Below are 24,916 nucleotides of genomic sequence, written 5' to 3' on the forward strand. Positions count from 1 at the left end.
CAATATAGGTTGTAGCAGGGTCAATTGCTAGGGTAGCTTAGGTTGCTAAAGCTGCAAAGTAAAAGAGAGTAAATTTGCATAAAAATAATTTAAATCAACCAACTACGTCAGAACCTTTTTCATGGGTACGTATCTACCAAGCCGCTAATGGGCTTGAAGCTAATATTATAAAAGGGCTTTTACATACCGCAGGAATACAATGCCAACTGCAAGGTGAGCTTCTGCAAGGTGCAATGGGAGAGATTCCCTTTGAACAAACGGGGGTTGATATTCTTGTTTACGCATTAAAAGAGCGCCATGCACAAGAAATATTGGTAAACTACCGGCAAGTAAAACAATCGGCTCCAGACTGGGTTTGCCCATCATGCAGCGAACTGAATGGCCCAACATTTGAAATATGTTGGTCTTGTAGGACTGTTAAGAATGACGAAAGCGAATAATTTTCAACGCATTAGAGAATTAAACTATTTGCAAAAAGCGGTATTAGGCGGCGCGCTTCTTGAGCGTATGTTGCCTAATTACAGCTTATTTAGTGAAGCAACTGGCTTTGGTGACGCAGCGGTATTTCGCAGCGCACTGAATGTATGCTGGGAAAAAATATTACTGCCAAAAAGTAAGATAAGCCTTGAAAAACAAATTGAAAAAATTGAGCCTAATGTACCTGAGCTCAGTGACTTTGATATGTTTGGCACTTACCCCGCTATTGACACTGCAACCGCATTATTGGGAATGTTGCATGGTCTGATGGCTAAAGATGACCAAGAGTTTTTAAACATTAGCAAAATTTCACAAGCCTCTGTTGCACGCTTTATTGAATACCAATTAACGGTTGAAGGTGAAGTGGCTGATAACAAATCAGTCCGCGAACACCCGCTAATGCAGTACGAGATGGATGTGCTTGCAGAGCTAATTGATTTTGTTGAGCAAATGGGCCGAATTACCTCAGAAAACGTAAAAGAGCTCAAGCAGCTTGCTATTTCAGACGGTCAAACCAACATTGGTATTGCAATTTAGTGTTCAGTAATGCGTATTTTAGCTGTAAAATACGCGCTTATTTTTCTTGGCGGAGTAATTGATGCGAATTTTAGGTATTGAATCATCATGTGATGAAACAGGTATTGCCATTTACGATGATGAACAAGGCTTATTAGCACATCAACTATACAGCCAAGTTAAAGTGCACGCAGACTACGGTGGTGTGGTACCTGAGCTTGCATCACGCGACCATGTACGTAAAACTTTGCCATTAATCGACGCAGCTTTTGCGCAAGCCGGTTGTGGTCCTGACGATATTGACGGCATTGCTTACACCGCAGGGCCAGGTTTAGTGGGGGCTTTGTTAGTGGGCACCTCTATCGGTCGCTCTCTTGCTTATGGCTGGAATATTCCTGCTGTCGCTGTGCACCACATGGAAGGGCATTTACTGGCGCCAATGCTTGAAGAAGATAAGCCTGAATTCCCGTTTATTGCGCTACTTGTGTCGGGTGGGCACACAATGATGGTGAAAGTGTCAGGGATTGGTGAGTACGAAGTACTGGGTGAATCTGTCGATGATGCGGCAGGTGAAGCATTTGATAAAACAGCGAAGTTATTAGGACTTGATTACCCAGGGGGTCCTCGTTTAGCAAAACTAGCTGAGCAAGGCACGCCTGAACGGTTTGTGTTTCCACGTCCGATGACAGATAAACCTGGGCTTGATTTCAGCTTCAGTGGTTTAAAAACGGCTGCATCGCTTGCTATTCGTGACAGTGCTGATGATGAGCAGACTAAAGCTGACATAGCCCACGCATTTCAAACTGCAGTAATTGATACGTTGATTATTAAGTGTAAGCGTGCCCTTAAACAAACAGGTATTAAACGCTTAGTGATTGCCGGTGGAGTGAGTGCTAACGTTCAATTACGTGCGCAATTAGAGCGTGTAATGCAAGGCATGAAAGGTCGAGTGTATTATCCTCGCACTGAATTTTGTACAGATAACGGCGCTATGATCGCCTACGCGGGCATGCAACGCCTTAAAGCGGGGCAGTTTGCAAGCCTTGATATGAAAACTAAGCCGCGCTGGCCAATCGACTCATTAGAAGCGCTGTAACTTAGTCGTTGTTATTGTCAGGGGCTTTTTTCTTAGTCCCTACTTTTGGCTCTTCACCACTTAATAAACGGGTTATGTTTGCTCTGTGACGGAAAATAATCAACAGTGTTAAAAACGTGACTGGCAACGTATAAAGTGGTTTTATCCACCATGTATAAAGTGGGGCAAGCGACACTGTAATAAGTGCTGCAAGTGACGAATAGCGCGTTATTGCGATTATTAATAGCCAAGTCGCGATTAATAATCCACCTAAAGATAATCCAATAGGTAGTAAAGTACCAAAGGCCGTAGCAACGGCTTTACCCCCTTTAAAGCTGAAAAATACAGGGTACATATGCCCTAAACACGCTGCGACGCCAATTAAACCTAACATCAGCGGTTCGATTTTTAAGAAATAAGCGCCCCACACAGGGATGGTGCCTTTTAAAATATCAAACACCAGCACTAATACAGCCGGGACTTTTCCACCAAGTCGGTACACATTGGTGGCACCGGGGTTATTCGATCCGTGACTGCGTGGGTCTGGTAGTTTAAATAACCTAGACACGAGGATTGCGGAGGAAACCGACCCCAGTAAATAGGCTAAAACTAACATTAAAACTTCTAACACGCGCTTCCTTATTTTTTAATCTGCACTTTTGGGCTATCATTGGCGGCAAAACCATCTGCCGCTACTTTTGAGTAGATAGTACGCTACATTTTGCAGTGCATCTACCCGTTATTGTAGAGGGAATTTTTATATATTAAAACTTTATGACAGCTCTGTGCGCATTATTGAAATTAATACGCGTATACGATAGGTATTGGTTTTAATATTTATGTCGCTTGGAGTATCAATGGACAAGGTATACATATCACAACTGCACGTAGACACCATTATAGGCGTGTATGATTTTGAAAAAGAAACGAAACAAAGCCTGTATTTTGATATTGAAATGGTGTGTGATATTTCAGCCGCAGCGGCAACCGATGATATAAACTTAGCGCTTGATTACGCTAAAGTCAGTGAACGCGTTATAGCGCACACGACGGCAAAACCCGTCGAACTTCTTGAAACCTTAGTTGAACAACTCGCCGCGATTATTTTAACCGAATTTACAACCAGCCAAGTCACAATTCGTGTCAGCAAACCAGCTGCGGTTCCTAAAGCTAAAACGGTGGGAGTCGAAATCACCCGTCACAAGGCAAGTTAATATGGCACAGATTTTTATCAGCTTAGGCTCGAATGTAAATAAAGAGCATTATATTCGCCAAGCATTAAAGACGTTAAAGCCGTATTTCCCTGATAGTGTTCATTCATCGGTATATGAAAGTGAAGCGGTGGGATTTGCGGGTAATAATTTTTATAACTCAGTGCTTGGTGCGAATACTGACATGCCACTGCCTGAGCTGTGTAAATTACTGAAGCAAATAGAGTTAGATAACGGTCGTACTCGTGAAGATAAAAAGTTTAGTCCTAGAACATTAGACCTTGATTTATTGTTTTATGATGACATTATTTGCGATTCGCCAGCGCAATTACCGCGTGATGAAATAACAAAAAATGCGTTTGTTTTAAAACCGCTAGCAGAAATTGCCCCTGATTTTTTTCACCCTGTAGCTAAGCAAACACTGGCTGAGCTATGGAAAAATTATAACAACCCACAACAAAAACTATGGAAGGTGGAGTTTACTAACCCATGAGTATTATTGAGATAATTGTTTTAGCCTTAATTCAAGGATTGACTGAGTTTTTACCTATTTCGAGCTCAGCGCATTTAATTTTACCTTCGCAAGTTTTAGGCTGGCATGATCAAGGTTTAGCATTTGATGTTGCAGTACACGTAGGTACGCTTGGTGCGGTGGTACTGTATTTCCGTAAAGAAGTGGTTGATATTTTGGGGGCTTGGTTTAAGTCGTTTGGCTCACAAGGCGCAACCGATGACAGCCGTTTGGGCTGGTGGATCATTGTTGCCACGATTCCTGCGTTATTAATTGGGTACTTATTTAAAGACTTTGTAGAGAGCTATTCACGAAATGCGTGGGTGATTGCCACTTCAACTATCGTTTTCGGCTTGTTACTTTGGTATGCCGATGTAAAAGCAAAACAAGTAAAAAATATCTACCAAGTAAATTTTTTTAGTGCGTTACTGTTGGGTTTTTCGCAAGTGCTGGCAATGGTCTTTCCTGGCACGTCGCGCTCTGGCATAACGATAACCGTGGGTTTATTGCTGGGTTTAAATAAGCAAAGCGCAGCACGTTTTTCGTTTTTAATGTCGATTCCGGTCATTGCTGCGGCAGGTTCATATTATATATATCAACTTGCAACTGCAGGTGAAGCGATTGATTGGCAAGCTATTTTACTCGGTGCAGGTCTATCGTTTGTTTCGGCTTATGCCTGTATTTTCTTTTTCTTAAAAGTAATTGAGCGCATGGGCATGATGCCATTTGTTATCTATCGCTTGTTACTTGGTGTCGGTTTATTTGCATTTTTAATGCTGTAAAAAACCGTTTTACTCACTTTAAAAAACACCTCGGTCTTGAGGTGTTTTTTTATGTTTGCTATTCGGCAAAAGTCTATTGCCGTCTAATCATGGTAAGTAAAGGTTATATTTGGCATTATAACGCTTTATTTTTTCGTAATTCATTTTGTTCAGGACAGTAGATGCATATTCATATTCTTGGAATTTGTGGCACCTTTATGGGCGGGATTGCCGCAATCGCTAAATCGTTGGGTCACACAGTGACAGGCTCTGATCAAAATGTTTACCCCCCAATGAGTACGCAGCTGGAAGAGCTTGGCATTACGCTAACTCAAGGTTATGACATTACACAATTAGACCCCGCGCCCGATATGGTGGTCATTGGCAATGCGATGAGCCGTGGTAACCCCTGTGTGGAATATGTGCTCGATAAAGGCTTACCTTACACCTCAGGCCCAGAATGGCTTAAGCATAATTTATTGCAAAACTCATGGGTGCTTGCTGTCGCAGGCACGCATGGTAAAACGACAACCGCGAGTATGTTGGCATGGCTGCTAGAATATGCAGGTATGAAACCGGGCTTTTTGATTGGTGGCATTGTGCAAAACTTTGGGGTATCAGCACGAGTTGGTGAGACGCCGTTTTTTGTCATTGAAGCCGATGAATATGACACCGCCTTTTTTGATAAACGCAGTAAGTTTGTGCATTACTTACCACGGACCTTAATCCTCAATAATCTTGAATTTGATCATGCTGATATTTTTGAAGATTTAAATGCGATTAAAAAACAATTTCATCACTTGATGCGTACATTACCCTGTAGTGGCAAAGTTATCTGGCCAAGCCAAGATGAAGCACTGCAGGATGTGATTGAGCGCGGCCTTTGGAGTGATAGCGAAACGCTGTCAGGTGATTGGGATTATCGCTTACTTAAAGCGGATGGCAGCGAGTTTGAAGTGTTGTTAGCGGGAGAAGTACAGGGCGTTGTGTCGTGGCAAGCTATGGGCGAACATAATGTCAAAAATGCGATTATGGCGATTGCAGCTGCGCGTCATGTCGGTATCGCTGTGCCCGTGAGCATTGCAGGTTTAGCTGAGTTTATTTCACCTAAGCGTCGCATGGAACTCAAAGCTGATATAAAGGGCATTAAAGTGTATGACGATTTTGCCCATCACCCAACCGCGATAAAAACGACTTTAGCAGGCCTGCGCGCTAAAGTCGGCAATGAGAAAATTATTGCGATACTAGAGCCCCGTTCGAACACCATGAAAATGGGCGTGCATCAGCAAACGCTTATTGACTCGCTTAGTGCAGCCGATGAGGTGTATTTGTTTGAGCCAGAAAATTTGAGTTGGTCATTAAAAGACTATGCTGACAAAGCGGGTATGCACTGCAGCACGAGTACTGAGGAAATCATTACGTTGGTTGCAAACAGTGCGGCTGCCCATCACCATATTTTGATTATGAGTAATGGTGGTTTTGAAGGTATTCATCAGCGCTTGATCACGGTATTAGAACAAAACTAACCAGTATACGGAGTTAACTGTATGCAATTTAAAGATAAAATAACCCTAGCGTTTAGTGGCGCGTCGGGCGCGCCTTACGGTTTAAGGTTGTTAGAAGTATTATTAGAACAACAGTTTCAAGTGTACGTGTTGATCTCAAGCGCTGCGCGTGTGGTACTTGATACCGAATCAAATATTAAGCTTTCAGGTAATGAAGACAAAGCGACAGAGCAGCTTAGTAAGCTGTTCAATGCAGCCCCAGAGCAGCTAAAAGTATTTGGTAAAGATAATTGGTTTAGCCCCGTAGCATCGGGCTCGGCAGCCCCTAAAAAAATGGTGGTGTGTCCTTGCAGTGCAGGCTCAGTCTCGGCCATTGCCGTTGGCGCATCTGATAACTTATTGGAACGTGCTGCTGATGTGGTTATTAAAGAACGTGGTCAGCTTATTTTGGTGCCACGCGAAACACCTTTTAGTGAAATACACCTAGAAAACATGCTCAAGTTAGCAAAATTGGGTGTCACCATTATGCCTGCAGCACCCGGGTTTTATCATAAACCTGAGCACATTTCTGACTTGGTCGATTTTATGGTGGCACGTATTTTAGATCATTTACATATTGAACATACTCTAACGAAACGTTGGGGTTATGGAGAGGGCAAACAGTGAGCGAACAGACAATCGCATTAAATATTGAAGGCCTTAAAAAGGTTTATAAAAATGGCGTTGAAGCCGTAAAAGGGATTGATTTACAGGTAAAACAAGGCGACTTTTTTGCTTTGTTAGGTCCCAATGGGGCGGGTAAATCAACCACAATTGGCGTGATTTCATCACTTGTGAATAAAAGCGCAGGCCGTGTTGAAGTCTTTGGTCATAATATCGATACAGATCTCGAAGCTGCAAAATCAGAGCTCGGCTTAGTACCGCAAGAGTTTAACTTTAGCCAGTTTGAAACGCTTAACCAAATATTAGTTAATCAAGCTGGCTACTATGGCGTACCAAGAAAGCTTGCTCATGAACGTGCTGAAAAATACCTAAAACAACTTGGTTTATTTGAGAAAAAAGATAAACAAGCTCGCACGTTATCGGGGGGAATGAAGCGCCGTTTAATGATTGCCCGTGCGCTTATGCACGAACCAAAGTTACTTATTCTTGATGAGCCTACGGCGGGGGTTGATATTGAACTGCGTCGCTCTATGTGGGATTTCTTGCGTGAAATCAATAAACAAGGCGTTACCATTATTCTTACCACGCACTATTTAGAAGAAGCGGAATTGTTGTGTAAGAACATCGCTATTATTGATAGTGGTGTGATTGTCGAAAACACCACAATTAAAGCGTTACTTGCCAAGCTTGATAAAGAAACCTTCGTGCTTGACTTAAAACAGCCAGTTAACCCTATCAGCCTTGATGGTTATCAGTTTACTTTAACCGATGATCATACCTTAGAAGTTGAGGTGGCTAAATCGCAGGGGCTAAATCAGGTGTTTACGGCGTTAACCGAGCAAGGCAATACAGTGCTCAGTATGCGTAATAAGGCCAATCGATTAGAAGAGTTGTTTGTGGGTTTATTAGAACAAGGGCGAGGCGAATAATGTTTAAATATGGTGTAGCGCTAAAGAGTATTTGGATTAAAGAGTGTATTCGTTTTTTACGTATTTGGGTGCAAACGCTGGTACCGCCAGCAATTACGATGAGCCTTTATTTTGTTATTTTTGGTAACCTAATTGGCTCACGCATTGGTGATATGGGTGGTTTTTCCTACATGGAATTTATAGTACCTGGCCTCATCATGATGTCGGTGATTACTAACTCTTACTCTAATGTGGCGTCGAGCTTTTATTCCACTAAATTCCAAAAAAGTATCGAAGAGCTACTTGTGGCACCGGTGCCTAATTACATCATTGTACTAGGCTACATGGGTGGAGGTATGACACGAGGCATGTTGGTTGGCTTAATTGTTACGTGCGTGTCTTTGCTATTTGTTGATATTCAAATTCACAATATTTTCGTGATTATGGCGACTGTGATTTTAACCTCAGCCGTATTTGCTCTGGGGGGCTTAATAAATGCAATTTACGCAAATAGCTTTGATGACATCAGCATTATACCTACGTTCATTTTAACGCCATTAACCTACTTAGGTGGGGTGTTTTACTCGATTACCCTGTTACCTGAGTTTTGGCAGGGGGTATCGCAAGTAAACCCAATTATATATATGGTTAATGCATTTAGGTATGGCTTCTTAGGTGTGTCGGATGTCGACTTATCGGTCGCGTTTGGTGTACTAGGATTATTTATTGTGGGGTTATTTACGTTAGCTTTAACGCTAATTAAACGCGGTGTGGGGCTTAGACACTAATGACAGATGCAAATTCGAGAAGTATTGTATCGAATCAACCCGGCTTGCATGACAAGCTAGACGAGATTGTTTTAAAGCACTTAAGTGCAGAGTTTAAAAAACCAATTGCAGCGCACACGCAAGCTGCATTTGACCAAGTGAATGAAAAAGTTCACGCATTCAATGGACCAATTATTCTTGATTCATGCTGTGGGGTGGGAGAGAGTACCGCTAATCTTGCTAAGCGCCACCCAGAGGCACTTGTTATTGGAATTGACAAGTCGTCACATCGTTTAGATAAGCACGATATTGAATATAAACAAACAGACACTGGCCAGTATATTTTGGTACAAGCTGATTTAAATGATTTTTGGCGTTTAGCGGTTGCAGCAAATTGGCAGCCAACTCACCATTATCTGCTTTATCCAAACCCTTGGCCAAAAGCTAAGCACTTACAAAGGCGCTGGCATGGGGCCGCAATTTTTCCATTTATTGTTAAACTTGGCGGCCGATTAGAGCTCAGAAGTAACTGGGATATCTACGTTAAAGAGTTCGCTCGCGCCCTTGAGTTGGCTGGACATCCATGCCAAGTTGAACGCTATGAACACGATGTGCCTATTACGCCGTTCGAGCGAAAGTATTGGGCCAGTGGACAGCAGAGCCACCGCTTGGTCATAAACCTTTAAATTTGCGTGTTAATGTAGGGAGTGGGTGGAGCAAAATAATTACCTTGCATGAGTGTGATACCCGCACGTGAAAGTGCATCGGCAATTTGCTCACTTTCTACTTGCTCAGCAATAACCGCTAAGTTTAATTGCTGAGCATACTTCACTAAATGCTCTATAAACATAAAACTATCGGCATTATTGTGTATTTGGCTTACTAGGTCTTTGTCGAGCTTTAAGCCATCCACTTCAAGCTTTAAAATGTGAGACAAGTTTGAGTACCCCGCACCAAATTCATTGATCATCACTTGCGCCCCTTTATTCTTTAATAAACTAATAAAGGCTTTCACTTGGCTAAAGTATGCAATGGCTTCAGTTTCATGAAACTCAAAAATAATATTGTGTGGTTTTGGGTAACGCCTTAATTGCTGCTCTAGAAATTCACTTAAACTTGGATCGAGAATATCTTGCGCGGTGATATTGATACTCCAGCGCACATTTGTCTTTCTGAATTGTTCAATACATCGTGAAAACATGGTGCGTGTTAACAACCCGTCCATGCGTGAGCGTTTTAATACAGCCATAAAGTAATCAGGGCAATGAATCCGACCTTGTGCAGTTGCCATTCTGGCTAAGCTTTCATAGTGACTTATTTGCTTCAGTTCCGTGTTATAAATTGGCTGAAAGTAGGGCACGATTCGATTGTTATCGAACGCTTCTCTAACTTCTTTAGCGAGAGTGACGTTGTGTCTAAATTGCTCTTCAACTTGTTTAAATACATTCTCATAGCGAACAATACGTTGATTATTTAACTTGGCTTGTTGCAAGGCTATATGTGCATTTTCTATGAGCATGAGTTTGTTACACGAGGCGATTCCAGCATGCAAAGTAATATAAATAAATGGCTCGCTTAGCACAGGAATTGCGTGATTAAAGGTATTGATAATATCGTCAATACGTTGCTCAGCGTTGCGAATATTCAATAATGCGATTTTATTCGTCGCTAAACGAAAGATTGCGCTCTCGCTTGGTATGCGGGATTGAAAATATGTGAGTAGATTAGCCATCACTCTATCGCTGACATCGGTGCCATAAAAACTACTAATATCCTCAAGCTCATTGATACTGATAACAGCAAGTTCCATGCGGTGTCTGGTTGTTCTTTCTATGTAATTCTCGAGCGCAATATGATTGGCAAAGCCGGTGCGAGCATCAGTCAGGAGTGAGCGTTTAAGCTGTAAAAAATAAAGCCACGCGATTAAAGCAACAATAAAGAAAAAGAAGCCGCTTGTAATGGTTGCTTTTGTTATGCTGTGTTGCAGTTGCTCATTGAGATCATCAATAGCAATGTCTGCACCTGTAATATAAGTGTGGCCGTTTTTGTCAACAAAGGTCACAAAGATACTTTTAAAGTTGCCCCAGTGATCTTGTGATATTTCAAAAACGGGTTCTGTCGAAAAAAAAGCTTCTTTATTGATGTCGGTGGCTTCAGGGTACGCATCTAAAAAGTGTGTCACGCGTCCACTGTTGTGATCTTTTTGAGTATAGCTAGAGGCACTAAAGAATACCGTATCATCGCGCAGCACCATCGCATATACATACGCTACCTGCATTTGCTTAGCGTAGTCAGATAAAGCCCTGCTCTTATCTTTATACAGCTCAGGTGAAATAGTTTGGCCTGCATTCACACGGGTATGATAATCATCCCCTAAAATATGCTTAACACTGATTGCCGCATTGAGTAATTTGGCATCAACATTCGCCATTATCTCACTACGTGTTGATTCATAGGTGTAATAAATATAGCCAAATAAGCTAATAAAAAATGCGGCAAAACCATAAATAAGCCAGCGTGTTCTTTGCATTCCATTCGGCATAGGTGTTCCCTTTGCAGTTATGACTTGATTATACTTAAAAAATACGCAGCTGATAGCAGAAAATTACGACAAAATTCACCCATCGATCATTTTTTTGTCACCGAAAGCATGGCTTTTTGGCTTTAAGCGAGACATTTTCATGATATTCCAGTAAAGTTAGCCAATTTCATAGAAACAGTGCCGCAAAATGTAAACCTCAATGTTCCTGCATTGGGTTCATTTTTAAGCTGCTTATAATGGGTATTAGGATGGATCAAAAGCGTTGTGCCGTCGCCTCTAAAGAAAGTTTGATTCGTATTTTTACGGTGCCAGAAGCACCAGACTCGACACTGAGTAAAATTGAATCAGAGATTTCAAGCAACCTTGCAGGATTCTTAAACGAGAATATTGCTGCGATTGAGAAGCCTCTTCATGAGATAGAGAAAGACTTTCAATCGGCAATGATTCCAGAAGAGCCCACATTTGTATCTGACTATGCTCAAGATATTATGGAGCAACTTGTTGCGCATTCAGTTCATACAGCCGCGCCTAGCTTTATTGGCCACATGACTTCTGCTTTACCGCACTTTGTACTGCCGTTATCAAAGTTGATGGTAGGTCTGAATCAAAACTTAGTAAAAATTGAAACCTCAAAAGCGTTCACCCCACTTGAACGACAAGTGCTTGGTATGATGCATCACCTTGTATATGGACAAGATGATGCGTTTTACAGTAAGTGGATGCATAGTGCAAAAACGTCACTCGGTGCATTTTGCTCAGGGGGGACAGTTGCCAACATTACCGCACTGTGGATTGCACGAAACCGTTTATTAAGAGCGGATGGCGATTACAAAGGAATTGCAGCTCAAGGCTTAATTGCGGGTATGTTGCATTATGGCTATAAAGGGCTTGCTGTACTGGTTTCTGAACGAGGTCATTACTCTCTTGGTAAAACAGTCGATTTATTGGGAATTGGTCGCGACAATATCATTGCAATAAAAACCGATAAGAACAATAAAGTAGACATTCAAGCCATGCGTGAAAAAGCGCAAGAACTGGAAGCGGCAGGCATTAAGGTAATGGCGCTGGTAGGTGTTGCGGGTACTACGGAAACAGGCAGTATTGACCCCCTTAATGATATGGCTGATTTAAGTGAAGAATTGGGCTGTCATTTCCATGTTGATGCAGCATGGGGAGGAGCAACCTTATTATCGCAAAACTATCGCCATTTATTGAGTGGTGTTGAGCGAGCCGATTCAATTACAATCGATGCCCACAAACAGATGTATGTGCCAATGGGCGCTGGTTTAGTGTTATTTAAAGACCCAGCAGCAACCGATGCGATTGAGCATCATGCAGAGTATATTTTACGTAAAGGCTCAAAAGATTTGGGGAGTCATACGCTTGAAGGTAGTCGCCCAGGCATGGCAATGTTGGTGCATGCATGCTTACGTGTCATTGGTCGTAAAGGTTACGAGATGCTGATTGACCGCAGTATCGTTAAAGCACGTACCTTTGCTGAATTAATTAGGCAAGACGAAGACTTTGAGCTGATTTCAGAACCTGAATTGTGTTTATTAACCTATCGATATGTCCCTAAACAGATTCAAGAAAAACTTAAAAATGCTGACGAAGAAACTAAACTCGATATTTATGCTTCACTGAACCGTTTTACGGCCAGTATGCAAAAACGTCAGCGTGAAGCTGGGCGTTCTTTTGTATCGCGTACACGTTTAACCCCTGCGCAATACGATTACCAGCCTACCGTGGTGTTTAGAGTTGTGTTAGCGAATCCGCTTACGTCAAAGGCTATATTAAAAGATATTCTTGCAGAGCAAAAAGAACTGTCTAAAACAGATCCTGTATTTAAAAAGTATTTAAGTAAGTACATGGATTAGGTGATATAAATAAGTAAAAAGGAGCTTGAAAGCTCCTTTTTTTATACCAATTTGCGTATTTCAATGAGCAAGGTTGAGGCAATAAAAGCTCGTTGATAACAATGCAAAAATTTCGTTATTTAGGTATTCTCGGCAATTGCTCCTGCATTGCTCTACCTTCTGCATCTATGCAGTCGTAAATCAGCAATTTTTAACGCAGTTAGCGACTGGTTTAATCCCTCAAAATGATTAAAAATTATTGCAAAATGGTATTATGCCTTTTGAAAACAGCTAGCCTTAATCATTTCACTGATGATCTGTTGCGATGGTTTGATTTTTTCCATGGCTAAAAACTCATCAGGCTGATGTGCTTGGTTGATTGACCCTGGCCCCATAACAATCGTTTCACAGCCTAATTGTTGAATAAACGGCGCTTCGGTGCAGTAGTTAACTGCAACCGCAGGTTGGCCTGACACCTTTTCTGCCAGTTTTACTAAAGCGCTATCTGTGCTGCCGCTGAATGCAGGTATTGGGTCGTGTAAGTCAATAACGCTGACAGCGTTTGGATACTCAGTATTTATTTCATTGGCTGCATTAATCAAAATGGCTTGCAGCTCTTGTACGCTTAAACCGGGTAGTGGGCGCATATCAATGTGCATTTCACAGCAGCCACAAATACGGTTTGCGTTATCGCCGCCATGAATATGACCTAGGTTTAATGTTGGGTACGGTATTACAAAGTGCTCAACTGAATATTTATTCTTTAATTCGTCTTTAATGATTAACAGTTTTGTAATCATTTTATGCATGACTTCGATGGCATTTAAGCCTCGCTCAGGGTCTGAGCTGTGACCCGAACGACCCACAACGCGAATCGCTGAACTCATGTGGCCTTTATGAGTAAACACCGGTGTCATGTCTGTTGGCTCGCCAATAATACAGCGCGCGGGCTTTAAATTAGGGTGGCGACATATTTGCTGAGCACCCGCCATTGTCGTTTCTTCATCGGCTGTGGCTAAAATTAATAAAGGCTCTGTTTGCTGGCTTGCATCAAGCTCACTAATGGCCTGCAGTACAAAAGCAAAAAAACCTTTCATATCAATGCTGCCTAAACCGAATAACTTGTTGTCATGCTCGCTTAATTTAAACGGATCATAATTCCAGCGGCTGTCATCAAATGGCACGGTATCGGTGTGGCCCGCTAACATCAGCCCCCCTTCACCTTCACCCCGTCTCGCTAATAAATTAAAGCGACCTTTGCCATGCTCAAGCTCTGTAATTTCGCAGCTAAAGCCTAAGGTTTCGCACCAATTGGCAAGTAAGGTAATGACCTCTTTATTGCTCATGCATAAAGAGTCTTCAATTGCACTAATTGAAGGCGCAGCAATCAATTGTTGATACATCGATAAAAAAGAGGGAAGCGACATAAAAAAATCCAAAAATAATTATTCAATCTAATTGCATAACAATATAAAAGTATTTATTATGAATATCAATTCACTTTTTGAGCATAAATATACTTTAAAGTAGCGTATGAACACAAAACGACGATAACCTTATTTCATTACTTTAGATAGTGTTTTTATTCGCTAAACAGCGAGTAGTTTTAAATGTGTAAATAGATAAGTTAAATAGGTAAAACCAAGCAATGAATGTAGTGATTATTGGCGCAAGTGGATATAGCGGCGCAGAGCTTGCGAGTTTAGTCGCCAAGCACCCACAACTAACTTTAAAGGCATGTTATGTCTCTGAGGGCAGCTTAGATAAAAATAAGTGTTTAAGTGACTTATATCCTGAGCATTTAGGGCTTTTAGACCATCCATTACAGCCATTAACAGCAGCCGCTTATACCGACATCGAACAGCATGCTGATTACGTGTGTTTATGTACAGATCATGAAGTGAGTGTTGACCTTGCTCCTCGATTTTTAGCAATGGGTAAAAAAGTATTCGATTTATCAGGCGGCTTTCGTTTAGCTGGGAATGAGGATTACCTCACTTACTATGGCTTTGCGCATCAGCATCCAACGCTTTTAACACAAGCAGCCTATGGACTAGCAGAGTGGAATGCGGATGCAATCAGTCAGGCAAATTTGGTTGCGGTTGCAGGCTGTTATCCTACAGCCGCACTTAACTCATTAAAACCATTGAAAGAAGCCGGCTTATTAGCAGAGCAAACAATTATTATTAATGCCGTGTCAGGCGTCACGGGGGCGGGTAGAAAAGCGAGTGTTAATACGCATTTTTGCGAAGTATCACTTGCGCCTTATGGGTTATTTAACCACAGGCACACACCTGAAATTGAACAACATTTAGGCCATCCTGTGTTATTTACCCCGCATTTGGGGAATTTTCCGCGGGGAATTTTAGAAACTATTTATGTGCAATTAAAACCCGGTGTAACACCAGAGCAAGTAACAGAAGCGTATCAGGTGTTAGCCGATGAACCGTTGATTCGTTTACTTGGAAGCAAAATACCCAGTATTAAAGGCGTTGCTAAACAGCCGTATGTTGATATTGCGTGGCAACAAAAAGGCGAACAGCTCATTGTTATGTCGGCCATTGATAACCTGTTAAAAGGGGCGGCTGGGCAAGCATTGCAATGTATTAATTTAGCGATGGGTATACCTCATCATACCGGATTAGTAGGAGCGTTATGATGAAAACATGGGTCATTAAAATTGGCGGTGCGGTATTAAATACTGCCGATGCTGCAAAAGCCCTATTTGATGTTTTAATCTCACAACAGCAAGCCAACTTTGTGATTGTTCATGGTGGGGGTGCATTAGTTGATGCATGGCTTATGGATGCGGGATTCGCCAGTGCTAAGCACCAAGGTTTACGTATCAGTCCAAAAGAACAAATGCCATACATCGTTGGGGCGTTAGCTGGCTGTGCTAATAAACAACTAATGAGTCAAGCCATTGCCTCGGGTCATAAACCTGTGGGTATGAGCCTTTATGAAGCCGGTGTTGTGGTTAAGCAAAAATTAAAAGCGTTGGGGCAAGTTGGGCAATGCTGTGACAGTATCGACAGTATTTTACCCAGCTTAATTGAACAAGGCCGTCTACCATTAGTCAGCTCTATTGGTTTTGATGAAGAGGGACTTTGGTACAACGTAAATGCAGATGAAGCGGCCGCAGCGATTGCGAAAGAGCTTGATGCAGAACTTATTTTTATGACTGATGTAGAAGCGGTACTTGATGCAAATAAGCAACCATTACATCAACTTAATACGCAGCAAATAGATGCATTAATTCTTCAAGGAGTTATTCAGGGCGGGATGGAGGTCAAAGTTAAGACCAGTCTTCTTGCTGCCCAACATTTACGACGTGGTGTGTATATCTCAAGCTGGTTAAAGCCAGAAAATTTAGTCGCTTTATTGCAAGGCGAGCACGTTGGAACAAAGATTACACCATAGGTATTACATGTTAACTCACTTTTTATCGGGTCTTGAATTAGACCAAAAAGGCGCGCTTAAATTATTAGACTTAGCGCAAAAAATTAAAGCAAACCCTGTTGATTTTAGCCAAGCGTTAGCGGGCAAATCAGTGGTGACATTATTCGAAAAACCAAGCTTACGCACGCGTTTATCATTCGATATAGGCATTAATAAATTAGGTGGCCATGCTGTGTATTTAGACTCACAAAATGGGGCTATGGGTGCACGTGAATCGGTGAAAGATTTTGCTTTAAATATTTCTACTTGGGCCGACGGTATTGTGGCTCGTGTATTTGCACATAAAACATTAACTACGCTTGCTGAATTTTCGTCAGTGCCTGTGGTGAATAGTCTGTGTGATTTATACCACCCATGCCAAGCATTAGCGGATTTCTTAACGCTGCAAGAAGTACACGGCGATGTCAGTAAACTGAAGCTTGCTTATTTAGGTGAAGGCAATAACGTGACGCATTCACTTATGTTACTTGCTGCAACGTTAGGGACTGATTTTGTGGCGGTTTGCCCTAAGGGGAGTTCTCCAGATTCACAGATTCTCAAACAAGCAGAGCAAATTGCAGCCATGAATGGTGCATCTGTGATGGTCAGTGACAGAATTGAAGCGGCAGTCGGCGCAAATGCAGTCTATGCTGATACGTGGGTATCTATGGGAGATAAAACCCCACTTGAGCAAGTTAAGGCTAAATATATGCCGTACCAGTTAAATCAAGCGTTGCTTGATCAAACGGGCGCGCAAACAGTGTTGCATTGCCAGCCAGCTCATCGCGAATTTGAAATTACCTCTGAGGTAATGGATGGCCCTGCATCAAAAATTATTCAACAAGCAGAAAATCGTATGCATGCGCAAAACGCACTGCTTGTCACATTATTAAATCCAAATTTTGTTTAAGGAACACCAATGAGTTCAATCAAAAAAGTCGTATTAGCCTATTCTGGTGGTCTAGATACATCGGCAATCGTGCCGTGGTTAAAAGAGAACTACGGCTGTGAAGTTATCGCATTCGTTGCTGATGTAGGCCAAGGTGCTGAAGAGCTTGAAGGCGTTGAGGCCAAAGCAATCGCCTCAGGTGCATCTGAGTGTTATGTGGTTGACCTAAAAGACGAAATGGTCAGTGATTATATTTATCCGACATTAAAAACAGGCTCTATCTACGAAGGTACCTATTTACTGGGTACGTCGATGGCGCGCCCTATTATTGCAAAAGCACAAGTAGAGATTGCGCGTAAAGTGGGGGCTGATGCACTGTCGCATGGCTGCACAGGTAAAGGTAACGACCAAGTGCGTTTTGAATCATGTTTCGCAGCATTAGCGCCTGATCTTAAAGTGATTGCGCCATGGCGTGAATGGGATTTATCAAGCCGTGAATCATTACTAGATTACTTGGCTGAGCGCAATATCCCTTGTTCAGCATCTGCTACAAAAATTTACAGCCGTGATGCAAACGCATGGCACATTTCGCACGAAGGTGGCGAGCTTGAAGATCCATGGTGCCAACCGAGCGATCAAGTGTGGACCTGGACTAACTCTCCAGAGCAAGCACCAAACGAGCCTGAATATGTGACATTAAACGTAGTAGAAGGTGAAGTGGTTGCGGTTAATGGTGAGACATTAAAACCATACGATTGTTTAGTTAAGCTAAATGATATCGCAGCGCCACATGGTGTAGGCCGTGTAGATATTGTTGAAAACCGTTTAGTCGGTATGAAATCGCGTGGTTGTTATGAAACACCTGGGGGCACAGTAATCATGGCTGCACTGCAAGCCGTTGATGAGCTCGTGTTAGATAAATCAAGCCGCAAGTGGAAAGAAGTGCTGGGTGGTGAGTTTTCACACTTAGTGTATGACGGCCGTTGGTTTACGCCGCTTAAAGATTCAATTCTTGCAGCTGCTGAATCACTCTCAAAGCTGGCAACAGGTGAAATTGTTCTTAAACTGTACAAAGGTCAAGTAACTGCTGTACAGAAGAAGTCACCTAACAGCTTATACAGTGAAGACTTTGCAACCTTTGGTGAAGATGATGTATACGACCAATCACATGCTGAAGGGTTTATTCGTTTATTCTCACTTTCGAGCAGAATCTCTGCATTAACGAAAAAATAATTTTATTTTGCCCCGTTCAGCGGGGCAATATCAGCGTTTGGAGAGAATTCAATGGCATTATGGGGCGGACGTTTTTCTACGGGTCCAGATGAAGCATTTAAGCAATTTAACGATTCACTTCCCTTTGATTATCAGCTTGCAGAGCAAGATATTATTGGCTCAGTTGCGTGGGCCGGTGCGCTTAAACAAGTTGATGTATTAAATCAACAAGAATACGACGATCTTGTCGCAGCACTTAATACTCTGTTGGATGAGGTTAAAGCTAATCCACAGGCTGTTGCTGTGGCAGGGCATGAAGATATTCATTCTTATGTTGAGTCGGCATTAATTAACAAAGTTGGCGACTTAGCAAAAAAACTTCACACAGGTCGTAGCCGCAACGACCAAGTTGCTACAGATTTCCGTTTATGGTGTCGCGATACAGCGGATCATATACTTGACGCTATTGCTGATTTAAAGGCCGAATTTATTGCTTTAGCAGAACGTGAGCTGGGTACTATTTTACCGGGTTATACACATTTGCAACGCGCGCAGCCCGTGCTCTTTAGTCATTGGTGCATGGCGTATGTGGAAATGCTTGAGCGTGATGAAAGTCGTTTAACAGATGCGAAAAAGCGTATGAACTTTTGTCCATTAGGCAGTGGTGCACTGGCAGGTACGGCGTACCCAATTGACAGGCAAACGCTTGCCGAGGGGCTAGGTTTTACCGCTGCAACGCGCAACAGTCTTGATGCAGTGTCTGATCGCGACTTTGTGGTGGAGCTATTAAGCTGTGCCTCTATCTCAATGATTCATTTATCTCGTATGGCTGAAGATCTTATTTTCTATAATTCTGGTGAAGCAGGGTTTGTTGAATTGTCGGATGGTGTGACGTCGGGTTCATCATTGATGCCACAAAAGAAAAACCCAGATGCACTTGAGCTAATTCGGGGTAAGACAGGGCGAGTTTTTGGTGCTTTTAGTGCCATGATGATGACCTTAAAGGCCTTACCACTTGCATATAATAAAGATATGCAAGAAGACAAAGAAGGCTTGTTTGATGCGATGCCAACGTGGCTTGCGTGTATTCATATGGCACAAGCATGCATTAAAGGGATTAAAGTTAATGCTGAAAAGACCCTAGCCGCAGCAAAAGGGGGGCACTCTAACGCCACCGAATTGGCTGACTATTTAGTGGCTAAAGGCATCCCTTTCAGAGAAGGTCACCACATCGTAGGCACCTTAGTGCAAATGGCTATTACCCAAGGGAATAACTTAGAAGATTTAAGTTTAGAGCAATTCAAATCTGTGCATAGCATTTTCGAATCAGATGTATATCCTGTATTAGAAATAGATGCATGTATTAAAGCGCGACAGGCTTTAGGGGGTACCTCGTTAGAACAAGTAACGAGCGCCATCGATAATGCCAAGAAGTCTGCTAATAAAGATGTGTAATGCACATTAAGCTGATGCCGAATTAATGGTTCTGTTATTTCGGCTAAAGCTATGGATGGCTGAATTCTTGCCGCACCAAAGTGAGAGCGTACACAGACATTTTACAGTGTGGTGCTGATGGTTTATAAACAATAGCCAAAAATTTGGCACGATGTCTATTAACTCAACGCCACAATGTATTACTCGATATGCAAAAAGTGTGATGAGGCTGTTTGTCTTATACACGATGAAAATAATGTGTGTCGCTCACGTTAAAAGAACGAAATTCATTTTGAAGTCTTGTGATAATGCGGTGATCCCGTGTAAAAACGAGGCTTAACTCCCTGGATAGGAAAAACGCACGGTTACCCCTGTGCGTTTTTTTATGCCTAAAATTTACAAAGGTCAGCGGAAATTGATCAAAATGATCGTTGTTTCTAAAAAGTTGGATCACTAATTGCAAAGTTAGAGACAGCAGTTATTTTACTGCAAAAAGCGTCAAAAGAATGAGAACGCTTAACTCAGCTTACAACCTGTTGTAAGCTTATTGTAAACAACTAATAATTTTAAAGGATTTAACTGATGCAAGTTACGAACAATAGCCAACTTCAAATGCAAGCTTACAGCCAAATGCAACAAACAAAGCCCGCTTTGGAACAAACTACTAGTAATAAAACCCTGCAATCTGATACAGTAACTTTATCAAACGAAGCGCTGTCTCTATCAAGTGGTATTGATCTTCAACGCGGTGGCGGCGCTGTTTTTCCAAATAAGAAGAAAGAAGAATAAATGACGGGTAATGGATGTTTCTAACTGAGCTTTTTGGTGTTTTTTCATTGTCGGCCTTTGTTGTATGGGGCATGTTAATGGCGTTCTTTTTTAATGTATTTGTGTATACATTAGGAGTGAAGAGAAAAACGACCTTGTTGCTCAGTTCATTCATAATGGCAACCTCTTATATGGCAGGGGATTTTTTATTTACTTGGTTATCACCAGTCCCAGCTACTTACCTCGATTGGGCATTATATGATGTTGTGACCATAGTATTCTTGGTTTCATCTTATTTCGTTTTTAAAAAAACTACCCCTTCATTTCTTTACCTCATAATTGGCTTAAGTATTAACACAACGTTATTCTTGCTAATGTATCTGGACCTATTTATTTACGGAAATACTCAACCTTGGTTCTTTTGGGATATTTATTCTTTTGGTGTAAATATAGTTGATTTATCTATGATTGTTGCTTTGATTGTTGATCGTGACTTTCTTGGATTGAATAAGTTTAAAACATTTATACATAATTCTCTCAAAACTCATAAGTTAGCTTAAAAAGTTAAGCTATGTATATCAGTGATGTAGTAGGAAGCCTGATAGGAGCCTTCATTGAATGGGGGTTTTTAATGGCATTCCTTTTCAATTTAGTAACCCACATTAACAAACCAGATAAACGTCTTGTCGTTTTGTCCTTGATAATGATGCTTTCATACTTCTTGAGTGGAGTATTAAATTTATCAAGCAATATCTATCTGAACTGGTTTTACTTTGATGTTATAACCATCGCGACCATATTTATTTGGATTTACTGTGGGCGAGCCGACTCTTTCTATGCCATTTATTATGTCGTTGTAGGCTTGTTTTTAAACTCTCTTTTGATGCTTTCTATTTTTGTAGATATCGTACTTGTTGAAAATCGTACTCCTTGGATTCTTTGGAGTATCTATTCGTTCGGCGTAAATATTATTGATCTTATGATGATAGTCGCATTACTTACTAACAAGGATTTTTTTAAGTTTGCAGCAGTAGCGAAACGTTTTCGTTCTAAAGCGACTAGAAGACTGCCCAGTGCTTAAACTCTTGCAAGAAAACTTTGGTCTTTATCTCGCTACTTTCATCATGTGGGGATTTTTAATGGCCTTTTTATATAACATGGTGAAGAAGTCTTCATCGCCAAATGGTGATAGAACAGTGATGTGGATGGCACTGGCTATGTTTATTTCTTACATGGCTAGTGACCCATTACTTAATATAGCGTTTGGCTACAATATGTTAGATTCGAGTTTTGCATACGTCATTTGGGCTGGCTCTGATTTATTGATGTTGGCCGTTATCTGGTTAGTCGCCCACCAAAAAACCTTTCTTGAAGTGCCTGCAAAGCTGTATATTTACACGGGGCTTTTAGTAAATACATCGCTGTTTTTAGGGATGTACTATGATATTAACTACACTTATACGGGTGAGTGGTGGTTTTGGGATTTTTACACTATTACAGTGAATCTCATGGACATGATGATGCTTATAGCGCTGTTTTGTAATAAGGATTTTTTAGGGTTAGTAAAGCTTTATAGAAGCATGCGAGGTCAAACCAAATTAGCCTGACCTCACCCGCTCTAGAAACGGTATTCCCAGCTTGTTCTAAGTGCTGTATTCGTGTTTGAGTCGTTGCCCATCTCATCTTTTGAGACCAGCCCTGTTACTTTCCAAAGACCATTGAAGAGTGCTTGTTGGTAGCCAAGTTCAAGTTGCAATTGGCTTACGCTGGTAATGGTTTCGTTATCAAGGCGTTCACTATCAATCCATCGTAGCTTTGCATGTCCACCATAGCCATCTAAAGTATGGTAATAGGCTCCAAGGATAGCCGATTTACTTTGTTGTGGTATTGAGCTTCCTACAAGTCGCTGGCGTTGAGTATAGCTTCCTGAGCCGTAGACACACTCGCTATGTAGTTCACATGTTTGTTCTGTGTTTGAGTACTCTAAATACGTTTTTAATAAACTATCCGATGTACCAAAATAACTTTCAACGCCTAACGTGTAGAACGGATCGCTGGGTGCTAAACCACTTTTGTTTTGACCCATTACCTCTGCGTAGAATGCCACAGGGTGCGATAACGCACTTGTTGAGTACTTAATATCAAAACTTGTTAAACGGTGAGTCGATTCGTTATTTTCTAATGCAATGACATCACGCTCGGTTGATGTTAAATAGTCAGAGCCGGCAGTATTAAAGGCAACTTCTAGTCCCATAAGTGGTGTACTGGCAAATCTGAGGGCCCAATAATCACCTTTTTCACTGCTGTTTAGATACGGTTTTTGCTTGGCATATATCCCAGTTAACTGCCAATTCCCCACAAACGATAACCAATGTGGGCCAACATACTGGCTATTAGCTCGACTAAAACGCAGTCCTTTCATGGGCGCGGCATTATTAGAGAGTAACAGCGCATTTTCGTTACTAGGCCCCCACCAGTGACTGACTTGTTCAGCACTAATAGACCAGTTACCGACAAGCACAACTAAATAGCTGTCTTGGTAATTAACATGCTGTGTATCGAGTGCCTCATCGGCGTAATTAACACTGACTTTTGCACTGACACGCTGACCTGTGATTGAGCCGTAACTATTTATACCGCTTTTTTGCTGGTGGCGTTTACCAAAGCTTTGGTGTGTTTCAGGCTCGCTATTGTAATTTAAGCGCACACTCGAGCTGGTTTTTTGCTTCGCATTATCTAACGCATGTTTTACATGCTGATAAGCAAACAAGCTTTGCGCGTTAAGTTGGCTGGTATTTACAGACGCTAAGTCTCGTGCAATTCCTTGCCACATAAGCGGGTAGCTATTAATCGGTTGCTTAATAACGCCTTGATTAAATAGCATTTCGATTGATGCGCGTAGCAGTGGGTCATCGCTTTCTATCCATGGCCCAGCAATACTTGGCGCAGAGATCATTAGTAATGCACTTAAGCTAATGAGCTTCTTTAATTTCATCCGTGTATTTTTTCCTGTAATGCTTTGCCAACTATTGGGTCAACAAATTCACTTACATCGCCATGATGACGTGCTACTTCTTTCACTAAGGTTGAAGAGATAAAAGAATTTTTTTCGGCAGGCGTTAAAAACACGCTCTCTAAATCAGGGTTTAGGCGGCGGTTCATGTTTGCTAATTGAAATTCATAGTCAAAGTCTGACACCGCACGAATACCGCGAATAAGAACTTCTGCTTTATGCTCGCGCGCTAAATCAGCCAGTAAACCAGAAAACCCGATAACACTGACATTATCAAGGTGCGCTAATATTTTATTGGCCAGTTCAACACGCTCATCAAGTGTAAAGCAAGGTTGCTTACTTGGGTTGTGCGCAATTGCAACAATAACGTGATCGAACATTTTTGCAGCGCGATGAATTAGGTCTGTGTGGCCATTTGTTAGCGGGTCGAATGTGCCCGGATATATTGCAGTAACGTTCATAACTATCAGCTATCTATAAATTTGCTTGTTATATTAACAGTGTTTGAGTCTGTATGCAGCTTAGAAAATACGCGTATCTTACTAGTTTTTGTCCCTAAAAAGGAACGGTAAACCGATTGAGGTTAGATTTTTTCAAGGTAGTATTTTATTGCCGCGCATTTGTTTATACTGCTTGGCTTTCAGTACTTAATAATCATAAAAAACAGAGTAATCAGCATATGAGCACTAAGGATAAAATTATACACACCAGCATTGAGTTATTTAACCTCCATGGTGAGCGTGCCATAACAACCAATCATATAGCTGCACATATGGGTATTAGTCCGGGTAATTTGTATTATCACTTTAAAAATAAAGAAGATATCATCCGTCATATATTTGCTTTATATAGTGAGCACTTGCACACTCACTTCAAGCCGTTAACCCCCGATGATGATGCACTCGAAAACTTAGCAGGGTATTTAGACTCTTTGTTTGAATTGATGTGGCGATACCAGTTTTTTTATGACAACTTGGGTGACATTTTGTCGCGAGACGAAGCCCTTAAAAAAGATTACATCGAATTTCAGGCGGCATTACTTGAACAAGTCAAAGAGGTTTTATTAGCGTTGAGAGCGGGTGATATTATCACCATTGAAGATGATGATGTAACAGAGCTTGCTCATATGTTAAAAATGACAGTGAGTTTCTGGACACCTTATATCAAAGCGCGTCGCTTAAGTGGTGAATTGGCAAGACAAGATATTTACCACGGTATTTTAAAGGTGTTATTACTATTAAAAGCCCACTGTACTGAGCATAGCCTAGCGCAAGTTAACCAATTACGCGCGAAGTACTTAGCTTTAGCTAACGCTGAACCAACTGCACAATAATCCGTCTGAAGCAGTTTATTTCCTAGACGCTATAATT

26 protein-coding genes and 1 pseudogene are annotated in these 24,916 nt (G+C 41.6%); 22 read left to right on the forward strand and 5 right to left on the reverse strand.

Translation table 11 applies throughout. The annotated features are described in order from the left end of the window. The first annotated feature begins 74 nt into the window (after positions 1-74). From LPA49_RS11015 to tsaD, 3 genes are all read left to right on the forward strand, one after another. The gene (locus tag LPA49_RS11015) at positions 75-440 is read left to right on the forward strand and encodes a DUF2007 domain-containing protein (RefSeq protein WP_065978009.1); all 366 of its coding nucleotides are present in this window, start codon (positions 75-77) and stop codon (positions 438-440) included. Continuing rightward, the gene (locus LPA49_RS11020; RefSeq protein ID WP_036970924.1) at positions 424-1,014 is read left to right on the forward strand and encodes a YjaG family protein; all 591 of its coding nucleotides are present in this window, start codon (positions 424-426) and stop codon (positions 1,012-1,014) included. The genes LPA49_RS11015 and LPA49_RS11020 overlap by 17 nt, the downstream gene beginning before the upstream one ends. A gap of 61 nt (positions 1,015-1,075) precedes the next feature. Then, positions 1,076-2,089, forward strand: coding sequence for a tRNA (adenosine(37)-N6)-threonylcarbamoyltransferase complex transferase subunit TsaD (gene tsaD, locus LPA49_RS11025; RefSeq protein WP_036970921.1), 1,014 nt, complete (start codon positions 1,076-1,078; stop codon positions 2,087-2,089). A gap of 1 nt (position 2,090) precedes the next feature. Here the strand turns inward: tsaD and plsY are convergent, their stop codons facing one another. Continuing rightward, a complete protein-coding gene (gene plsY / locus LPA49_RS11030; protein WP_036970917.1) occupies positions 2,091-2,699 on the reverse strand; it encodes a glycerol-3-phosphate 1-O-acyltransferase PlsY in 609 nt (202 codons plus the stop codon). Between the two features lie 226 nt (positions 2,700-2,925). Between plsY and folB the strand changes: the two genes are divergently transcribed. The 8 genes from folB (at position 2,926) to LPA49_RS11070 (ending at position 9,080) form a co-directional block, all read left to right on the forward strand. Beyond that, on the forward strand, positions 2,926-3,282 hold the full coding sequence (gene folB, locus LPA49_RS11035; protein WP_230236539.1) for a dihydroneopterin aldolase: 357 nt from the start codon (positions 2,926-2,928) through the stop codon (positions 3,280-3,282). 1 nt (position 3,283) lies between these two features. Continuing rightward, a complete protein-coding gene (gene folK, locus LPA49_RS11040) occupies positions 3,284-3,772 on the forward strand; it encodes a 2-amino-4-hydroxy-6-hydroxymethyldihydropteridine diphosphokinase (RefSeq protein ID WP_036970912.1) in 489 nt (162 codons plus the stop codon). Then, positions 3,769-4,572, forward strand: coding sequence for an undecaprenyl-diphosphate phosphatase (locus tag LPA49_RS11045; protein ID WP_036970908.1), 804 nt, complete (start codon positions 3,769-3,771; stop codon positions 4,570-4,572). Before folK ends, LPA49_RS11045 begins: the two co-directional genes overlap by 4 nt. Before the next feature lie 161 nt (positions 4,573-4,733). After that, positions 4,734-6,077 carry a UDP-N-acetylmuramate:L-alanyl-gamma-D-glutamyl-meso-diaminopimelate ligase gene (gene mpl / locus LPA49_RS11050; protein WP_065978011.1) on the forward strand — a complete coding sequence of 448 codons (1,344 nt, stop codon included), beginning with the start codon at positions 4,734-4,736 and terminating at the stop codon, positions 6,075-6,077. Positions 6,078-6,098: 21 nt separating this feature from the next. Beyond that, the gene (locus LPA49_RS11055; RefSeq protein ID WP_036970902.1) at positions 6,099-6,722 is read left to right on the forward strand and encodes a flavin prenyltransferase UbiX; all 624 of its coding nucleotides are present in this window, start codon (positions 6,099-6,101) and stop codon (positions 6,720-6,722) included. Next, the gene (locus LPA49_RS11060) at positions 6,719-7,648 is read left to right on the forward strand and encodes an ABC transporter ATP-binding protein (protein WP_036970900.1); all 930 of its coding nucleotides are present in this window, start codon (positions 6,719-6,721) and stop codon (positions 7,646-7,648) included. The genes LPA49_RS11055 and LPA49_RS11060 overlap by 4 nt, the downstream gene beginning before the upstream one ends. Next, positions 7,648-8,415 (forward strand): ABC transporter permease, encoded by a 768-nt coding sequence (locus LPA49_RS11065; protein ID WP_036970898.1) that lies wholly within the window; start codon positions 7,648-7,650, stop codon positions 8,413-8,415. Before LPA49_RS11060 ends, LPA49_RS11065 begins: the two co-directional genes overlap by 1 nt. Next, positions 8,415-9,080 carry a tRNA (guanosine(46)-N(7))-methyltransferase TrmB gene (locus tag LPA49_RS11070; RefSeq protein ID WP_118844011.1) on the forward strand — a complete coding sequence of 222 codons (666 nt, stop codon included), beginning with the start codon at positions 8,415-8,417 and terminating at the stop codon, positions 9,078-9,080. The genes LPA49_RS11065 and LPA49_RS11070 overlap by 1 nt, the downstream gene beginning before the upstream one ends. Here the strand turns inward: LPA49_RS11070 and LPA49_RS11075 are convergent. Beyond that, the gene (locus LPA49_RS11075) at positions 9,077-10,936 is read right to left on the reverse strand and encodes an EAL domain-containing protein (protein ID WP_036970894.1); all 1,860 of its coding nucleotides are present in this window, start codon (positions 10,934-10,936) and stop codon (positions 9,077-9,079) included. The genes LPA49_RS11070 and LPA49_RS11075 overlap by 4 nt on opposite strands. Positions 10,937-11,184: 248 nt before the next feature. Here LPA49_RS11075 and panP point away from each other — a divergent pair, with 248 nt between their 5' ends. Further along, positions 11,185-12,813 (forward strand): pyridoxal-dependent aspartate 1-decarboxylase PanP, encoded by a 1,629-nt coding sequence (gene panP, locus LPA49_RS11080; RefSeq protein WP_036970892.1) that lies wholly within the window; start codon positions 11,185-11,187, stop codon positions 12,811-12,813. 251 nt (positions 12,814-13,064) lie between these two features. On the opposite strand, the gene argE is transcribed toward panP, so the two are convergent. Next, complete coding sequence (argE, locus tag LPA49_RS11085; RefSeq protein ID WP_036970890.1) at positions 13,065-14,219, reverse strand: acetylornithine deacetylase; 1,155 nt, start codon at positions 14,217-14,219, stop codon at positions 13,065-13,067. Positions 14,220-14,440: 221 nt separating this feature from the next. Between argE and argC the strand changes: the two genes are divergently transcribed. From argC to LPA49_RS11130, 9 genes and pseudogenes are all read left to right on the forward strand, one after another. Beyond that, positions 14,441-15,451, forward strand: a complete 1,011-nt coding sequence (gene argC, locus LPA49_RS11090; protein WP_065978016.1) for an N-acetyl-gamma-glutamyl-phosphate reductase — start codon at positions 14,441-14,443, stop codon at positions 15,449-15,451. Next, positions 15,451-16,212 (forward strand): acetylglutamate kinase, encoded by a 762-nt coding sequence (gene argB / locus LPA49_RS11095; RefSeq protein WP_036970887.1) that lies wholly within the window; start codon positions 15,451-15,453, stop codon positions 16,210-16,212. Before argC ends, argB begins: the two co-directional genes overlap by 1 nt. Before the next feature lie 7 nt (positions 16,213-16,219). After that, positions 16,220-17,140: an ornithine carbamoyltransferase gene (locus LPA49_RS11100; RefSeq protein WP_036970885.1), complete on the forward strand. Its 921-nt coding sequence runs from the start codon at positions 16,220-16,222 to the stop codon at positions 17,138-17,140. A 9-nt stretch (positions 17,141-17,149) separates the two neighbouring features. Further along, a complete protein-coding gene (locus LPA49_RS11105) occupies positions 17,150-18,352 on the forward strand; it encodes an argininosuccinate synthase (RefSeq protein WP_036970883.1) in 1,203 nt (400 codons plus the stop codon). Positions 18,353-18,403: 51 nt separating this feature from the next. Beyond that, positions 18,404-19,765 (forward strand): annotated as a pseudogene (argH, locus tag LPA49_RS11110) (argininosuccinate lyase); the annotation flags it as partial. Positions 19,766-20,347: 582 nt separating this feature from the next. Next, entirely contained in the window at positions 20,348-20,554 is a 207-nt protein-coding gene (locus LPA49_RS11115) for a hypothetical protein (RefSeq protein WP_074988854.1), read from the forward strand. A 14-nt stretch (positions 20,555-20,568) separates the two neighbouring features. Continuing rightward, positions 20,569-21,093 carry a hypothetical protein gene (locus LPA49_RS11120; RefSeq protein ID WP_075594089.1) on the forward strand — a complete coding sequence of 175 codons (525 nt, stop codon included), beginning with the start codon at positions 20,569-20,571 and terminating at the stop codon, positions 21,091-21,093. 11 nt (positions 21,094-21,104) lie between these two features. Then, entirely contained in the window at positions 21,105-21,614 is a 510-nt protein-coding gene (locus LPA49_RS11125; protein WP_065978021.1) for a hypothetical protein, read from the forward strand. Beyond that, entirely contained in the window at positions 21,607-22,140 is a 534-nt protein-coding gene (locus LPA49_RS11130) for a hypothetical protein (RefSeq protein ID WP_230236541.1), read from the forward strand. Before LPA49_RS11125 ends, LPA49_RS11130 begins: the two co-directional genes overlap by 8 nt. Positions 22,141-22,151: 11 nt before the next feature. Here the strand turns inward: LPA49_RS11130 and LPA49_RS11135 are convergent, their stop codons facing one another. Both LPA49_RS11135 and coaD read right to left on the reverse strand, forming a co-directional pair. After that, positions 22,152-23,528 carry a capsule assembly Wzi family protein gene (locus tag LPA49_RS11135; RefSeq protein WP_230236543.1) on the reverse strand — a complete coding sequence of 459 codons (1,377 nt, stop codon included), beginning with the start codon at positions 23,526-23,528 and terminating at the stop codon, positions 22,152-22,154. Next, positions 23,525-24,007 (reverse strand): pantetheine-phosphate adenylyltransferase, encoded by a 483-nt coding sequence (coaD, locus tag LPA49_RS11140; protein WP_036970871.1) that lies wholly within the window; start codon positions 24,005-24,007, stop codon positions 23,525-23,527. The genes LPA49_RS11135 and coaD overlap by 4 nt, the downstream gene beginning before the upstream one ends. Positions 24,008-24,225: 218 nt before the next feature. Between coaD and LPA49_RS11145 the strand changes: the two genes are divergently transcribed. Then, entirely contained in the window at positions 24,226-24,879 is a 654-nt protein-coding gene (locus tag LPA49_RS11145; RefSeq protein ID WP_075594110.1) for a TetR/AcrR family transcriptional regulator, read from the forward strand. The last annotated feature ends 37 nt before the right edge of the window (positions 24,880-24,916 follow it).

It is taken from the genome of Pseudoalteromonas sp. MB41 (assembly GCF_020966275.1).
GTDB lineage: Bacteria > Pseudomonadota > Gammaproteobacteria > Enterobacterales > Alteromonadaceae > Pseudoalteromonas > Pseudoalteromonas lipolytica.

Excerpts from the sequence above, each read along its gene's own strand:
- LPA49_RS11055 (WP_036970902.1), top strand. The coding sequence starts at position 6,099 with ATGCAATTTAAAGATAAAATAACCCTAGCGTTTAGTGGCGCGTCGGGC.
- LPA49_RS11120 (WP_075594089.1), top strand. The coding sequence starts at position 20,569 with ATGTTTCTAACTGAGCTTTTTGGTGTTTTTTCATTGTCGGCCTTTGTT.
- argE (WP_036970890.1), bottom strand. The coding sequence starts at position 14,219 with ATGTCGCTTCCCTCTTTTTTATCGATGTATCAACAATTGATTGCTGCG.
- folB (WP_230236539.1), top strand. The coding sequence starts at position 2,926 with ATGGACAAGGTATACATATCACAACTGCACGTAGACACCATTATAGGC.
- panP (WP_036970892.1), top strand. The coding sequence starts at position 11,185 with ATGGATCAAAAGCGTTGTGCCGTCGCCTCTAAAGAAAGTTTGATTCGT.
- LPA49_RS11020 (WP_036970924.1), top strand. The coding sequence starts at position 424 with ATGACGAAAGCGAATAATTTTCAACGCATTAGAGAATTAAACTATTTG.
- LPA49_RS11045 (WP_036970908.1), top strand. The coding sequence starts at position 3,769 with ATGAGTATTATTGAGATAATTGTTTTAGCCTTAATTCAAGGATTGACT.
- coaD (WP_036970871.1), bottom strand. The coding sequence starts at position 24,007 with ATGAACGTTACTGCAATATATCCGGGCACATTCGACCCGCTAACAAAT.
- LPA49_RS11125 (WP_065978021.1), top strand. The coding sequence starts at position 21,105 with ATGTATATCAGTGATGTAGTAGGAAGCCTGATAGGAGCCTTCATTGAA.
- LPA49_RS11145 (WP_075594110.1), top strand. The coding sequence starts at position 24,226 with ATGAGCACTAAGGATAAAATTATACACACCAGCATTGAGTTATTTAAC.
- LPA49_RS11100 (WP_036970885.1), top strand. The coding sequence starts at position 16,220 with ATGTTAACTCACTTTTTATCGGGTCTTGAATTAGACCAAAAAGGCGCG.
- folK (WP_036970912.1), top strand. The coding sequence starts at position 3,284 with ATGGCACAGATTTTTATCAGCTTAGGCTCGAATGTAAATAAAGAGCAT.
- LPA49_RS11105 (WP_036970883.1), top strand. The coding sequence starts at position 17,150 with ATGAGTTCAATCAAAAAAGTCGTATTAGCCTATTCTGGTGGTCTAGAT.
- mpl (WP_065978011.1), top strand. The coding sequence starts at position 4,734 with ATGCATATTCATATTCTTGGAATTTGTGGCACCTTTATGGGCGGGATT.
- tsaD (WP_036970921.1), top strand. The coding sequence starts at position 1,076 with ATGCGAATTTTAGGTATTGAATCATCATGTGATGAAACAGGTATTGCC.
- argC (WP_065978016.1), top strand. The coding sequence starts at position 14,441 with ATGAATGTAGTGATTATTGGCGCAAGTGGATATAGCGGCGCAGAGCTT.
- argB (WP_036970887.1), top strand. The coding sequence starts at position 15,451 with ATGAAAACATGGGTCATTAAAATTGGCGGTGCGGTATTAAATACTGCC.
- LPA49_RS11075 (WP_036970894.1), bottom strand. The coding sequence starts at position 10,936 with ATGCCGAATGGAATGCAAAGAACACGCTGGCTTATTTATGGTTTTGCC.
- LPA49_RS11070 (WP_118844011.1), top strand. The coding sequence starts at position 8,415 with ATGACAGATGCAAATTCGAGAAGTATTGTATCGAATCAACCCGGCTTG.
- LPA49_RS11065 (WP_036970898.1), top strand. The coding sequence starts at position 7,648 with ATGTTTAAATATGGTGTAGCGCTAAAGAGTATTTGGATTAAAGAGTGT.
- LPA49_RS11135 (WP_230236543.1), bottom strand. The coding sequence starts at position 23,528 with ATGAAATTAAAGAAGCTCATTAGCTTAAGTGCATTACTAATGATCTCT.
- LPA49_RS11115 (WP_074988854.1), top strand. The coding sequence starts at position 20,348 with ATGCAAGTTACGAACAATAGCCAACTTCAAATGCAAGCTTACAGCCAA.